This is a genomic window from Butyricimonas sp. RTP31003st1_G1_RTP31003_210430 (genome assembly GCF_040920905.1).
Taxonomy (GTDB): domain Bacteria; phylum Bacteroidota; class Bacteroidia; order Bacteroidales; family Marinifilaceae; genus Butyricimonas; species Butyricimonas paravirosa.
Window position 1 is genome coordinate 47,426 of record NZ_JBCOSQ010000001.1, and the last position, 15,109, is coordinate 62,534.

General features: G+C 35.8%; 14 protein-coding genes. All 14 read left to right on the plus strand.

Annotation, left to right across the window (positions count from 1 at the left end):
- The first annotated feature begins 3 nt into the window (after positions 1 to 3).
- The 14 genes from panC (at position 4) to AB5542_RS00225 (ending at position 15,055) form a co-directional block, all read left to right on the plus strand.
- Positions 4 to 804: a pantoate--beta-alanine ligase gene (gene panC / locus AB5542_RS00160; RefSeq protein ID WP_368242949.1), complete on the plus strand. Its 801-nt coding sequence runs from the start codon at positions 4 to 6 to the stop codon at positions 802 to 804.
- 12 nt (positions 805 to 816) lie between these two features.
- On the plus strand, positions 817 to 1,167 hold the full coding sequence (gene panD / locus AB5542_RS00165) for an aspartate 1-decarboxylase (protein ID WP_027202130.1): 351 nt from the start codon (positions 817 to 819) through the stop codon (positions 1,165 to 1,167).
- A 1-nt stretch (position 1,168) separates the two neighbouring features.
- Positions 1,169 to 1,666 (plus strand): D-glycero-beta-D-manno-heptose 1-phosphate adenylyltransferase, encoded by a 498-nt coding sequence (rfaE2, locus tag AB5542_RS00170; RefSeq protein WP_229128151.1) that lies wholly within the window; start codon positions 1,169 to 1,171, stop codon positions 1,664 to 1,666.
- A 565-nt stretch (positions 1,667 to 2,231) separates the two neighbouring features.
- Positions 2,232 to 3,713 (plus strand): lipopolysaccharide biosynthesis protein, encoded by a 1,482-nt coding sequence (locus tag AB5542_RS00175; RefSeq protein WP_087419268.1) that lies wholly within the window; start codon positions 2,232 to 2,234, stop codon positions 3,711 to 3,713.
- A 63-nt stretch (positions 3,714 to 3,776) separates the two neighbouring features.
- Positions 3,777 to 4,211, plus strand: a complete 435-nt coding sequence (gene dut / locus AB5542_RS00180; protein WP_087419267.1) for a dUTP diphosphatase — start codon at positions 3,777 to 3,779, stop codon at positions 4,209 to 4,211.
- A gap of 10 nt (positions 4,212 to 4,221) precedes the next feature.
- Positions 4,222 to 5,958, plus strand: coding sequence for a hypothetical protein (locus AB5542_RS00185; RefSeq protein ID WP_279038648.1), 1,737 nt, complete (start codon positions 4,222 to 4,224; stop codon positions 5,956 to 5,958).
- Positions 5,948 to 6,802 (plus strand): DUF4292 domain-containing protein, encoded by an 855-nt coding sequence (locus AB5542_RS00190; protein WP_118305211.1) that lies wholly within the window; start codon positions 5,948 to 5,950, stop codon positions 6,800 to 6,802. Before AB5542_RS00185 ends, AB5542_RS00190 begins: the two co-directional genes overlap by 11 nt.
- Position 6,803: 1 nt before the next feature.
- Positions 6,804 to 7,994: a murein hydrolase activator EnvC family protein gene (locus tag AB5542_RS00195; RefSeq protein ID WP_087419264.1), complete on the plus strand. Its 1,191-nt coding sequence runs from the start codon at positions 6,804 to 6,806 to the stop codon at positions 7,992 to 7,994.
- Between the two features lie 190 nt (positions 7,995 to 8,184).
- Positions 8,185 to 8,583: an ATP-binding protein gene (locus AB5542_RS00200; RefSeq protein ID WP_027202137.1), complete on the plus strand. Its 399-nt coding sequence runs from the start codon at positions 8,185 to 8,187 to the stop codon at positions 8,581 to 8,583.
- 7 nt (positions 8,584 to 8,590) lie between these two features.
- Positions 8,591 to 9,019 (plus strand): rRNA maturation RNase YbeY, encoded by a 429-nt coding sequence (gene ybeY / locus AB5542_RS00205; protein ID WP_118305212.1) that lies wholly within the window; start codon positions 8,591 to 8,593, stop codon positions 9,017 to 9,019.
- 2 nt (positions 9,020 to 9,021) lie between these two features.
- Positions 9,022 to 10,905, plus strand: a complete 1,884-nt coding sequence (gene mnmG / locus AB5542_RS00210) for a tRNA uridine-5-carboxymethylaminomethyl(34) synthesis enzyme MnmG (protein WP_279038647.1) — start codon at positions 9,022 to 9,024, stop codon at positions 10,903 to 10,905.
- Between the two features lie 113 nt (positions 10,906 to 11,018).
- A complete protein-coding gene (gene ade / locus AB5542_RS00215; protein ID WP_279038646.1) occupies positions 11,019 to 12,635 on the plus strand; it encodes an adenine deaminase in 1,617 nt (538 codons plus the stop codon).
- A 3-nt stretch (positions 12,636 to 12,638) separates the two neighbouring features.
- On the plus strand, positions 12,639 to 14,444 hold the full coding sequence (gene uvrC / locus AB5542_RS00220; protein WP_279038645.1) for an excinuclease ABC subunit UvrC: 1,806 nt from the start codon (positions 12,639 to 12,641) through the stop codon (positions 14,442 to 14,444).
- Positions 14,445 to 14,461: 17 nt separating this feature from the next.
- Positions 14,462 to 15,055 carry an RNA polymerase sigma factor gene (locus tag AB5542_RS00225; protein ID WP_140402526.1) on the plus strand — a complete coding sequence of 198 codons (594 nt, stop codon included), beginning with the start codon at positions 14,462 to 14,464 and terminating at the stop codon, positions 15,053 to 15,055.
- Positions 15,056 to 15,109 lie beyond the last annotated feature (54 nt).

A 15,109-nucleotide genomic window follows, 5' to 3' on the forward strand; every position in this document is an offset into this window, starting at 1 on the left:
GTTATCGAGAAGTTGAAAAGTGAAGGGAAAACGGTGGGCTTAGTGCCAACAATGGGCGCACTTCACGAAGGTCACATATCCCTCGTGAAAGCATGTAAAAAAGGAAATGACATTGCCGTGGTCAGCGTGTTCGTGAACCCGACGCAGTTTAATGATAAAGAAGATTTGAAACGTTATCCCCGTACTTTGGACAAAGATGTTACTTTATTGGAAAAGAACGGATGTGATTACGTGTTCGCTCCCAGCGTGGAAGAGATGTACCCGGAAGAAGATACCCGTGTATTTGACTTCGGATACGTGGAGAGTGTCATGGAAGGAGCAAGACGTCCGGGACATTTTAACGGCGTGGGACAAATCGTAAGTAAGTTATTTGACATTGTACGACCACACCGGGCATATTTCGGGATGAAGGATTTCCAGCAAGTTGCAGTAATCAAAAACATGGTGAAACAATTACATTATGATCTGGAAATTGTCCCATGTCCCATTATCCGGGAAACAGACGGGCTGGCCATGAGTTCCAGAAATACTTTACTGGAACCGGAATACAGGAAAAATGCCCCGCATATTCATAAAGTACTCGAAGAAGCTACTCACTTAACTTCCCAAATGAACGTGGAAGAATTAAAAAAATGGGTAGTAGATGAAATCAATAAAAACCCTTATCTGGAAACTGAATATTTTGAGATCGTGGACGACACAGAACTGAAAACTATTCAAGACTGGAGTGAAAACAATGTAAAAGTTGGATGTATAGCGGTTTATGCCGGTAAAATCCGATTAATTGATAATATTGTATTTTAAACTAACACGAAGATGTTTATAGAAGTAGTAAAATCTAAACTTCATAAGGTTACCGTTACTGATGCTAACCTTCAGTACGTGGGCAGTATCACTATTGATGAAGCTCTGTTAGAGGCAGCTAACATGATCGAAAACGAAAAAGTTCAGATCGTGAACATTAACAATGGTGAGAGATTCGATACCTATATCATCAAAGGAGAACGCAATTCGGGCATTATTTGCCTGAATGGTCCGGCAGCACGTAAATGTGCCGTGGGCGACGTGATCATTATTATCTCATACGCTTCAATGGATTTTGAAGAGGCTAAATCACACAAACCTACATTGGTTTTCCCGGACACCGCAACAAATAAACTTATTTGACATGATCATGGATTATTTACCACTTATCGAGAAAAAAATCGCACACACGGCGAAAGAGGCTGAAAATATATTGAGTCTGTGGAGATTCAAAGATGACAAGATCGTTTTCACAAACGGTTGTTTTGATATTCTCCATAAAGGACATATAGAATACCTGGCCAAAGCGGCCTCTCTGGGAACTAAATTAGTGATCGGATTGAACACGGATGATTCTGTGAAACGGTTAAAAGGTGATTCCAGACCCGTAAACGACGAGAATGCCCGGGCGTTATTACTAGCTTCTCTCATGTTTGTTGACGAAGTGATCCTTTTCGATACGGATACACCCCGTGATCTGATTGATTTCGTTCAACCGGACGTGTTAGTAAAAGGAGGAGACTATAAACCTGAAGAGATTGTAGGTTACGATATAGTAAAGGCCAAAGGGGGAGAAGTGATTACTATTGATTTTATCGAAGGATATTCAACTACCGCTACAATCGAAAAGATGAACAAATAATCGTGCATTTCTCTTATAGGAAGTAACACGTTCTGTCATAATAAATTGGAAATAGAAATTCGTTATATTCTATTTCCAATTTTTTTATATTATACCTGTTAGTAACTGTTAGTATCTCGTGTATTCATGGTGGAATAAAAAAGAACTAAAAAGAATAACTTTATTTTGATTTCTCGATTTCGAATTCAAGTAATAATAGAATTAAAAAATGCAAGAATAGTTATTCAAATTATTCCAATTCCTTTCTACAAAATACTAACATCAATTCACGGGAATTTCACCGAATACTTTTCCAAAGCCTGTTTTACTAACAATTGTGGATAACTCAAAAATAAATCTCATTATCAAGGATTAATAAAATTATAACCTGTGAATAACTCTTCACTCCATTAATAATAACGATTAAAACAAAAGAATCGCTTATTTTTTATACCAAAAACTCACAGCCTATCATAATACTCATATTTCTTTTTAAAAAAAATAAAAGATAATATATATATGATATTGTTGTTGGGAACTTGTTACTTTTGTCTGTTGAATCATATTTGATAAAGACAAAGTTATTATGAATCCTTTAAAGAAACTAATGGGAGAAACCGTGATTTATGGTTTCTCGACAATACTCGGACGGTTTATAAATTGGTTGCTGGTTCCACTATATACCAGGGTACTTTCTCCGGTCGATAATGGTATATTCACGAATTTGATGGGGTATGTTGCTTTGTTAGTTGTATTGTTGACTTATGGCACAGAAACAGGGTTCTTCCGCTTTGCAACTAAAGACAATAAAGACCGGGTGTTTTCGACTTTGTTGACCTCTTTACTCTTTACTTCGACTTTGTTTTTATTACTCTGTTTTTCGTTTCTCCCGCAAATTGTCAGTTTTCTTGAGGTGGGGAATCATCCGATTTACTTCGTTTTATTAATTGTAACGATCGCAATTGATGTGGTGAGTACTTTGCCTTTCGCTCTATTGAGAATGGAAGGGAAAGCCCTTCGTTTCGGGGTTATTAAATTCGTGAATATACTCATTAACGTGGGGTTGAACTTGTTTTTTTATTTGCTCTGTCCATTTTTGGAGAAGAAAGGGATTTCTGTTCCTTTCTATCAGGCTGATGGTGGGGTAGTTTATATTTTCATTTCCTATTTGGTTTCTTCTGTTTGTACGTTGGTGATGTTGTTTCCTTATATTTTTCGGTTCAAATTTGTTTTCTCGTTCTCTTTGCTGAAAGATATTTTGAAATATTCATACCCGATCTTGATCGTGAGTGTTGCCGGGATGATTAATTTACAGGGAGATAAGATTTTGATGCCTAAAATTTTAGGAGATGGGGAAGAGGCTTTGGCTATAACTGGGATATACGGGGCAAGCTATAAATTGGCTTTGGTGATGTATATTTTTACGCAAGGTTTCCGCTTCGCTTTCGAACCTTTCTTTTTCAATTACGCCAAGCATAATGATTCAAAAAAAATATACCAGGATGTACTGCTCTATTTTACCGGATTCGGTTTAATGATCTTTTTAGGGGTTATGTACTTTTTGGATGTATTAAAATATTTCTTGGGATCAGAATATTTCAGCGGGTTGACGATATTGCCTTGGGTGCTGATGGCTAATTTGTTCCAAGGAATTTACTATTCGTTATCCTTGTGGTATAAATTGACGGATAAAACGATATATGGGGCTTACATGGCGATTATCGGTTGCGTAATCACTATAGGAGGAAACGTGATTTTTTTGCCGAAAATAGGTTTTATGGCTTCTGCCTATTCCGTTTTCACGTGTTTTTTGGTTATGACGATTTTATCTTTTATTCTGGGAAGACATTTTTACAAGATCAATTATGATATACCTAAGATTATTTTCTATTTTGCGATTTGTTTATTGTTCTATTTTGTTGGTGGATATATAAAATTTGACAATAACTTGGTAACTTGTTTGGCTCGTTTACCGTTATTCGTACTCTTCGTGTATATTTTTATAAAAAAAGAGATGAGTTTTTTGCTGACAAAAGATTTTATGTACAAGTTAATTCATAAAAAATAGCTATCTTAGCGCAATTTATGGGAGTAGTTAAAAATGTGATTAACATCCAAAGTTACAGAGAGAATGAAAATTAAAATAGTGAATAAATCGAAGCATCCGCTTCCGGAATACAAGACAAAATCATCTGCCGGTTTAGATATACGGGCTAATATTGATGAACCTATCATGTTGAAATCGTTGGAAAGGAAACTTGTTCCGACGGGTTTGTTTATCGAATTACCTGATGGCTACGAGGCTCAGATGCGTCCAAGGAGTGGATTGGCTTTAAACGAAGGAATCACTTTATTGAATACGCCGGGAACGATTGATGCTGATTATAGAGGAGAAATCGGAGTTATTTTAGTGAATTTGTCTCATGAAGTAACACAGATTAATGACGGGGACAGAATTTGCCAGATGGTGATTAATAAGGTTGAACAGGCTGAATTAATTGAAGTGGAGGAATTGGGCGAGACGGAGAGAGGGAGAGGAGGTTTCGGTCACACGGGTAAACAATAAATCATTTATAATGACTAAATTAGGTCGATTATTATTTGTTTTTTTATTGCTTTTGTGTACTACTCAGCTTTTTGCTGATAAAAAGAAAGTGGTAGAACCTACTTTAGAAGGTGAGGCTAAAGTACAGTTCGATTATGCTTTCATGGAAGGGGTACGTTGTAAGGTTTTAGGTGACTTGAAATCTGCTATTGCTTATTTCGATCAGTGTATGAAAATTTATAACAAAAGTGCCGCGGTACGTTATGAATTATCTAGTATATTGGTATTAGGAGAGGATTATACGCTGCCTTTACAACTGATGCGGGAGGCTGTGGAATTGGAGCCGACAAATATTTGGTATAATTTATTGTTGGCTAATATTTTGCAGAGAAAATCAATGATTGAAGAGGCGTGTAAGGTGTATGATAAATTGATATTATTACATCCCGAGAGAGAGGATTTTTACATCGTGGAGACTGATTTATATTCTTCTGTTGAGAAGTGGGATAAGGCTATAAACGTGTTGGACCGTTACGAGAAACAGTTTGGAATAAGTGAGCCGGCTATTATTGAAAAGGCTAAATTATATTCCAAGATGGATGATGTAAAGAATGCTTCGGCGGAAATCATGAAGTTGGTGAAGAAATATCCTGAAAAAACAGATTATTTGGGTTTATTAGCCGAACTGTATTTGTCACATGATCAAGAGAAGAAAGGTCTTCAATTATTGAATAAAATCGTAAAAAATGATCCGGATAATGGTTTTGTGCGGCTTTATCTAGCTGATTATTATCGTACAAAGAATGATACTTTAAACACGGAAAAATATATTCGTTCGGCCTTGTTGAATGATAAGGTTGAAAATGGATTGAAGGTTCAATATTTGCTGAAGTTATTAGTTAACCAAAACGATGCGAATATCTCTTTGGATCATATCTATTCCTACGTGCAATTATTGTTAGAGAAATATCCTGAAGATATAGCCGTTAGGACTTTGAATGCTGATTTTCTGAAACGGTATAATAGACTGGAGGAATGTAAGGGTGAACTGGAATTTCTTATTTCTAAGGAGAAGAATAATTATTTGGTTTGGGAAGAGTTGTTGATGTTATATAATCAATTGGAAGACACGACTGCCATGTATCGTGGTGGGTTGGAATGTTTGAAATATTTCCCGAATGAGCCGTTACCCTACGTGATGATCAGTTTGCCTTTACTGATTCGGAAAGATTTAGAGCGAGCAAAAGGATATTTAGAACAAGGACTTGCCTTGTCTCCGGATAATTCTCCTATTAAGGCTCAGTTTTTTGCCTATCTTGGTGAGGTATATTATAAACAGGATAGTGTTGAACAGGCTTTTGCCATGTTTGACAGTACTTTGTTGATAAATCCGGGTGATATAATGACATTAAATAATTACAGCTATTATCTTTCATTACGAAATGAGCATTTGGATAAAGCTGAAAAAATGATTTCAACGGCATTGAGTGCTGATCCGAATAATTCGACTTTTTTGGATACTTATGCCTGGGTTTTGTTTAAAAGTAAAAATTATTCTTTGGCTAAATTTTATATGCGTTCAGCTATTGAGAACGAGAAGAACCCAAGTGGAGTTTTATACGAACACTATGGAGATATTTTATTCATGAACGGGGAAAAGGAGGAGGCTGTGAAAATGTGGCAGAAAGCATTGGAATTTAGAGATGAAGAATGTGGTGATTTAAAATATAAGATAGAGAATGGTTTACCGGTAGATCATGAGAAGTAGTTGTGTTTTATTATTGATTTTATTGTGTTTCGTGTCGTGTAGATCCGTGAAGGAGATTACGGAAAGTCGTAGAGATTTACCGAATATTACCGAAGGAAAATTGTTTAAAAATATTATTTCTAATGAGTTAGATTATAATACGATATATGCGAAAAAAGTTGATTTATCTTTGAAGGATAACAAGAATTCCCATAGTCTTAAAGCTATTTTACGAATACAAAGAGATAGTTTTATATGGGTTTCAGTTAGTGCCTCTTTAGGAGTTGATGTGGCTAGACTGCTATTGACCCCGGATAGCGTGAAATTTATCAGTCCTAGGGAGAAAAAATATTTTGTTTCTGATTATAGTTATTTCGCAGAACGTTTTGACGTGGGTTTGACATTTGATTGTTTTCAACGGATACTGACAAATCAATTTTTTGATTTTGAATCTTGTACCACGGAGGCTGTGCGGGGAAAGCGTTATAAATTTGATAAGTCGGGCAACGATTATGTATTGTATAGTCTAGAAGAGAAAGCATTGGGGAGAAAATTGAAGAAATTATACAAGAAAAGGAGAAAGAATAAAGAATTTTCTTTAGTGTTACAGAAAATACATATTGATCCGGATTGTTTCAGACCTAATGCTGTTTCTATCGAGGATTTGGAAGAGGGTGTCGGAATGAGCGTGAAATACAAGAATATAAAGGATTTTGGTGGAAAATTGTTTCCCGGGAAAATAACTTTTAATGTATTTTCGGATAATGATAATTGGGAAGTTATATTGAATTTTGACCGGTTGGAATTTGATGTGGAAGTTTCACCTAATTTTAAAATACCTAGTAAGTATAAAAGAATGTATTAGCATGGATATTTGTCGTAACATATTGATCGTGATTTTCTTGTTTTCTTTCACTTTTTCTTACTCGCAGTCTATTGATGCGATTAAAAAGAAAAATGAAAAGACGGAGAAGGAAATCGCGTATTTGAATAAGTTGCTGGAAAATGCCCGTAAAGATAAATCTTCCACTATACAGAAAGTATCGATCATCAACCAGAAAATCGGTAAGGGAAAAGAGATGATTCAATCTCTCACGAACGAAGTGAATTACCTTGATGGTCAGATTAAAAAGAATGAGTCTGTTAAATCCGGTTTGGAATCCGATAAACAACGGATGCTGGAATTCTATTCTAAGATGGTGTACGAGACCTGGAAGAAGAGGAATGAATCGGATAAATTAATCTATATATTTTCTTCTTCGAGTTTTGCTCAGGCTTATGCCCGGTATAAATATTTTGAACAGGTTCAGGATTATTCCAAGCGGCAAATTCAGTTAATTGAACAGACAAACGATTCATTGACCGCCATTAATAAAGAATTGAGTAAATTGATGACTCTGAAAAGTGAAACTCAGTCTAAAATTACCTCTCAAAATAATCAATTGATCCGGGAACAAAATGAGGCGAATACGTATATAGCGGATTTGAAGAAAAAGGAAAAAGAACTTCTTCGAAAGTTGAATATTGAGATTAAGAACAGAGAACGTTTTAAAAAAGAATTGGAGAAACTCATTGCTGCTCAGGCTAAAAAGTCGGGGAGTAAAAATTCTACATATAAATTAACACCAGAAGAGAAACTTATTTCCGACGATTTCGCTAAAAATAGAGGAAAGTTACCTTGGCCTGTTGAACAGGGATTTGTGTCGGAGAAATTCGGGGTGAATGTACACCCTGTTTTTAAACAGGTGAAGTTAAATAATGCAGGAATTACTATTACGACATCCCGGAATGCTGATGTTAGAGCGGTATTTAAGGGTGTGGTGACGGAAATAATGTTTATCCCGGGGGATAATAACGTTGTGATTGTGCGGCATGGAAATTATCTGACGGTGTATTCGAACTTGGTGGAGATATTTATTAAGAAGGGGGACACCGTCAATGTGAAACAAAAAATTGGCAAGCTGGCTGTGAGTAGTGGTAATAACAGTACGTTAAATTTTCAAGTTTGGAGAGATAAAGACAATTTAGATCCACAATTATGGTTAACGCCTTGGTAGAGTAGGAGTATGTTTGAAAGATTAATAATATACTTTATTGGTGGTTGGTATTTAAAAATATTTTACTTACATTCGCTAGACGGTAGATAGTGAGAATAATGCTTTTTATAGCTGCGGAATATGAGTAAAATGGTGAGTAAAAAGGCTTGGTTATGATTGCGATGATCGTTATTAATTATTTGAAAAAGCGATGGACAAATTAGAGTTTTCGATTGCCTCTGAAATTGGTAATATCGTTAAAGTTGAGAACTTTATCGATTATTTCTCGGATGTTTATAATGTCGAACCGGATGTGTTCGGCAAGATAAGTTTGTGTGTTATTGAAGCTGTTAATAATGCAATTCTTTACGGAAATAAACTGGATTCTTCAAAGCATGTTAAGTTTTCGGTTTACGAAGAAGAAAAGCGTTTATTCGTGGCCGTGAAAGACGAGGGAGAAGGTTTTGATTATTCTTATATCCCGGACCCTACTTTACCGGATAATATAGAAAAAGATGCAGGACGTGGTCTTTACCTGATGAAAACGCTTTCTGATGATTTGATTTTTGAAGACGGTGGATCAAAGGTGACCATGGTTTTCAATTTATAATATATAGATGAGCGAACTTCTTTTTTTTAGTGAGGAATGTGATATTCCTTCTTTTTTTAATGAAGAGAGAGTGAAACAATGGCTACAAGCTGTTGCTGATGATTATTCGTTTCAATTAGGAACGATCTCTTTTATTTTTTGTAATGATGATTATATCTTGGATGTAAACAGGAAATATTTGAATCATGATTATTACACCGACGTTATTACTTTTGACTACTCCGAGAGAAAAATATTGTCAGGTGATGTTTTTATCAGTCTTGATACAGTTCAATCCAATGCTTTAGAATTCAATACAACTTATGAAGATGAATTACATAGGGTTGTCGTACACTCTGTACTTCATTTAATAGGTTTTAAAGATAAATCAGATGCTGACGCGAAAGAGATGCGTCAAAATGAAAATCATTGCTTAGAATTGCTTAAAACGATATAATTATGTCACAATTACTGCCCGTATATGATGTTATTGTAGTAGGGGCCGGACACGCTGGTTGTGAGGCAGCTTGTGCTGCAGCTAATTTAGGATCGAAGACGCTACTTATTACATTGGATATGAATAAGATAGCGCAAATGTCTTGTAATCCGGCTATGGGTGGTATTGCTAAAGGTCAGATTGTTAGAGAGATAGATGCTTTAGGTGGTGGATCTGGCATTGTAACAGATAAAAGTACAATCCAATTCCGTATGCTGAACTTATCTAAAGGGCCTGCTATGTGGAGTCCGAGGGCTCAATGTGATCGAATGATTTTTTCTGCCGAATGGAGAGATAGGGTAGAGCATACCGATAATCTGGATTTGTGGCAGGATGATGTGATCGAACTTCTTTTGGATAAAGATAGAGTTACCGGGGTCAAAACTAGATTAGGGATTTCTTTTAGTTCCCGTCGAGTGATTTTGACTAATGGTACCTTTTTAAATGGTCTGATGCATATCGGACGAGTTAGCTTTCCCGGTGGTCGAATTTCAGAACCGGCTACTTATGGTTTATCCGATCAGTTGAAAGAATATGGTTTTGCAGTCGGGCGGATGAAAACGGGTACTCCGGTTCGTATAGATGGTCGAAGTATTGATTTTTCTAAATTAACCCGTCAGGATGGAGATAATGATTTCCATAAATTCTCTTTTCTGAGTTTCGCGTATACGAATTCACTTGAGAAGAGACCTTGCTATATCGCCTACACGAATAAAGTCGTACATGATATTTTACGGGAAGGATTTGATGATAGTCCTTTATTTAATGGTACGATAAAAAGTATAGGTCCTCGTTATTGTCCGAGTATAGAAACTAAATTAGATACTTTTTCAGATCGAGATAGTCATCATTTGTTTTTGGAGCCGGAAGGGGAGAAGACAACCGAATATTATTTGAATGGATTTTCTTCTTCTTTACCTTGGGATATTCAATTGCGGGCATTGAGAAATGTGGAGGGTTTTGAGAATGTAAAAATTTTCAGACCGGGTTATGCTATCGAGTATGATTTTTTCCAACCTACTCAATTGTATCCGACTTTAGAAACAAAATTAATCAAGGGACTTTATTTTGCCGGACAAATAAACGGGACTACCGGATACGAGGAGGCAGCGGCTCAAGGATTGATGGCCGGAATAAATGCCCATCTTTCACTTCATGAAAATAGAGATTTCGTACTGAATCGAGATCAGGCTTACATTGGAGTGCTGATTGATGATTTAGTTACAAAAGGGGTAGATGAACCTTACCGTATGTTTACTTCTCGTGCGGAGTATAGAATTTTATTGAGGCAGGATGATGCGGATGCCCGGTTGACTCCTTTAGGATATTCTCTAGGTCTTGTGAAAGAAGATCGTTTTGCCGTGTTTGAAGATAAAATTTTGAAACGTGATCGGTTGATGGATTTTGTTACTAATTTTAGTATTTCACCCGAAGAAATTAATCCGACTTTAGAAAGTTTACAATCTTCGCCTATTCGCCAAAAAATAAAATTGATTGATATTATTTCGAGACCACAGGTAACTATTCCTAAAATTGTAGATTCAATTCCTTCTTTGAAAGAATTTATTTTTGATAATAATTTGCGGGAAGAAATCATAGAAGCTGCCGAAGTTTTAATTAAATATTCGGGATATATCGAGAGAGAAAAATTAATAGCTGATAAATTGAATCGGTTAGAAAATTTAGTTATTGCGAATAAATTTAATTATATGGAGATAACTTCTCTCTCTTATGAAGCTCGTCAAAAATTGACAAAGATTAATCCGAAAACTATTGGACAGGCATCACGTATTACAGGAGTATCACCTTCTGACATCAATGTTTTATTGATTTTATTGGGAAGATAAAAGAAATGTTTCACGTGGAACATTGAAAATAGTGCGAAGGGCACTATTGAATAAATCCGGGTAAAAAGGTATATTTGTAGGGTAAAAATTACAAACAAAAACCGAGGTATAAAATGGAAATTATTGAAGGGAATTTAATTGATATAGAAAACAGGGAATTTTATCCTTGCGCTATATCTATATCTGAAGGAAAGATCATAAATATAGAAAGGAATTCTAATTCGTATGATCAATATATTTCGCCGGGATTTATAGATGCGCATGTCCATGTGGAAAGTTCCATGTTAATGCCTGTCGAGTTTTCCAAATTAGTAATTCCGAATGGAACAGTGGGAGTGGTTGCCGATCCGCATGAAATTGCCAATGTTTTAGGGGTAGAAGGGGTGGAATTGATGGTAAATAATGGAGAAAAGGCATCTTTAAAATTCTTTTGGGGTATTCCTTCATGTGTTCCCGCAACTTCATTCGATAAACCGGGGTCCATTTTATCCATAGAAGACACTGATAAATTAGCAAAAACTGGAAAATTTACAATGCTTTCTGAGGTCATGAACGTTCCTGGCGTTATAAATAATGATCCGGATGTCATTGGAAAAATAGAAATAGCCAAGAAATACCGATTAAAAATAGATGGTCATGCACCAGAACTCGTGGGTGATCCATTGAGTTCATATATTGCTCATGGTATAGAAACCGATCATGAATCTTCGACCCTAGAAGAGGCAGAAGAGAAAATTTCGAAAGGAATGCACATTATGATCAGGGAGGGAAGTGCTGCTAAAAACTATGATGCGTTAAAATCATTGATTGCTACACGTACGGATAGCGTCATGTTTTGCACGGATGATTCACATGCTGACGACTTATTAAATGAAGGTCATATTAATAAAATTGTCAGAAAAGCATTGACTGATGGTTTTGGTATTTTTGATATTTTGCAGATTGCATGTCTTAATCCGGTACGTTTTTATAATCTAAATATAGGAACTTTGCATGTTGGGGATAGTGCGGATTTCATTATTCTGGATGATATAGAATCTTTGAATATACGTTCTACTTATATTCGTGGGGAGGTAGTCTATGGTGAAAACAGTTCTAAAAATAATCCGGTTTGTGATGTACCTTTATTAAATAAGTTTCATCATGATGAAATAAGTTTATCTGATCTCCATACTAATGTTTTTGGAGATGTTACCTGTATTCAAGTAAAACCTGATAGTCTTTTGACAGACCGTAAAATTCTTCATTTCGATGAAAAGATAGAAGATTTTCAATCGGATTTAGATAGAGATGTTTTGAAAATAGTTTATTTAAATCGTTACTTTAATTCTAAACCGCAGGTCGGTTTTATTTCGGGTATCGGTTTAAAGCGGGGAGCTTTTGCTTCTTCTATATCACATGACTCGCATAATATTATTGCGGTGGGTTGTACCGATCAAGATTTAATGCTTGCAATAAATGAATTGATAAAAGAAAAAGGTGGTTTAGTCGTGAATGAAGAGGGCAAATTACACTCTTTACCCCTTCCTATCGGTGGTATTATAAGTGATAAAAGTGGGGAGGAAGTGGCAGATCGCTACATGAAATTGAATGAAATACTTTCAAAAATGGGAACACTTTTAAAATCTCCTTTTATGACACTTTCATTTATGGCATTAATTGTAATACCTACTTTAAAAATAGGAGAAAAAGGAATCTTTGATTTTGAGAAGTTTGATTTTGTGAAATAGTATATGGCAGAAGATGAATTTGGATTGAAAGAGAAAGTCAGTAAATTACCTACGACTCCGGGAGTGTATCAATTTTTTGATGCAAATGGAGTAATTATATATATAGGTAAGGCTAAGAATCTGAAAAACAGAGTTTCATCTTATTTTGTGAAGACAAATCAGACCTCTAAAACAATGGTTTTGGTCCGTAAAATACGGGATTTGAAGTACATTGTGGTTAATACAGAGGAAGATGCGCTATTACTAGAGAATAATTTGATAAAAAAATACAAACCTAGGTATAATATTCTGTTGAAAGATGATAAAACGTACCCTTGGATTTGTATTACAAAAGAGGCTTTTCCACGAGTTTTTACCACTCGGAAATTTATCCGGAACGGTTCAGAGTATTTTGGGCCTTACACTTCGGCTAAATATGCTAACACCTTGATTTCCTTGATAAAATCACTGTATAAATTGAGAACTTGTAATTTATCTCTCAATAAATCAGCTGTTTATAGTGGAAAGTATAAAGTATGCCTGGAATATCACATCGGAAATTGTATGGGGCCTTGCGTCGGGTACGTGCGGGAAGAGGAATACATGGAGTATATTGCACAAATCCGGAATATTTTGAAAGGAAATATTTCTTCCGTGATCGATTTTATGACTCGAAAAATGAAGGAATATACTATTTCTCTTCAATTCGAAAAGGCACAGGAAATGAAGGAGGCCATAGAAGCATTGAAAACTCATCAAACAAAATCCACGATAGTAAGTACCTCAATAAACGATATAGATGTATTTTCTTACTTGGAAGATGAAAAATATGCCTATGTGAATTACTTGAGAATTGTTCATGGAGCTGTGAATCAAGTGCATACTATTGAATTAGAGAAAAAATTGGATGAATCAAAAGAGTCTTTGCTTTCTTTTGCCATTTTTGAGATCCGCCAATTGGTAAATAGTCGCTCTAGGGAGGTTCTAGTACCTTTCTACCCGGATGTTTTGATGGAAGGAATGAACTATGCTATCCCGCAAAGAGGGGAGAAAAAACAACTATTGGAGTTATCTGAACGGAATGTGAAATTCTTTAAAATGGATCGGGAGCGGCAGCGGGGATTACGGCGGCAGGATAGTAAATTAGATCTACTAAATACGATAAAAAATGATCTGAAATTACCTCGATTACCTCACCGGATGGAATGTTTCGATAACTCTAATATACAAGGGACCAATCCTGTAGCCTCTTGTGTTGTTTTTATTGACGGTAAACCGGCAAAGCGGGAATACAGACGTTTCCACGTGAAAACTGTTATTGGGGCAAATGATTTCGCTTCGATGGAAGAGATATTGTACCGTCGCTATCACCGGGTACTTGAAGAGGGTGGGGAGTTGCCTGATTTGATTGTGGTGGATGGTGGAAAGGGGCAATTAAGTTCAGCCGTGGCCACATTACGTAAATTGGATTTGTTGGAAAGAGTACCTATCATTGGTTTGGCCAAGCAAATGGAAGAAATATATTATCCCGGAGATAAAGATCCTTATTTGTTAGCGAAAACTTCCGTGGCTTTAAAGACATTAATGCACATCCGGGACGAGGCTCACCGTTTTGGTATCACTTTTCATCGTAAATTACGAGAGAAAAAACAGACAATCAGTGTATTAAGTGAAATTAAAGGTATAGGTGAGAAAACAGAAGTATCTTTATTACAATATTTTAAATCTGTAAATGCTATAAAAGAGGCATCTCGTGAAGAGTTAGCAAAAGCCATAGGTCCGGCTAAAGGAAATATCGTGTATGATTATTTTCATTCTGCTGTTTCTTAATAATTTTATATCTTTGTGTGTATTTCAGTGTAATGGATGAAACTAATATTCTGCTAGAAAGATTAAAGGCTAATGATGAGGCGGCTTATCAAGAGTTGTTTGAGATTTATTTCAAACAGTTACATCATTTTGCCGAGCGAATGGTATTTGATACCGAGGTTGCTCACGATCTAGTACAGGATGTATTCATCAGTTTATATGAAAATAGCAAGAAATTATCTGCCCGGAGTAATCTTTCAGGTTGGTTATTTGTATCTGTCCGTAATTCATGTTTGAAATATTTGCGGGATCGGAAAGTTGAAGATCGTCGAAATGTTCTCTATGCAGAGGCAATGTTGAATTCCGAATCCATGGAATGGATTGATGATGAAGAGTTATTAGAAAAGATTTATCTTGCGATAGAACATTTATCGGGTAAATGTCGTCAGATAGCTAAAATGCGATTGATCAAAGAAATGAAATATAGCGAAATTGCGTCGGAGCTTTCAATTTCTGAAAATACAGCTAAAGTGCAAGTACATAGGGCAATATTAAAGATAAAAGAACAATTGGCTGCTGATTCTGCTTTCTTTATTTTGATTAGTGCGTACTTAGAATTTTTCCAAGAGTAGAAAAAAAAATCGGAATTATTTGTAAACCTTTTTGAGTTCTTGGGATTGTATATA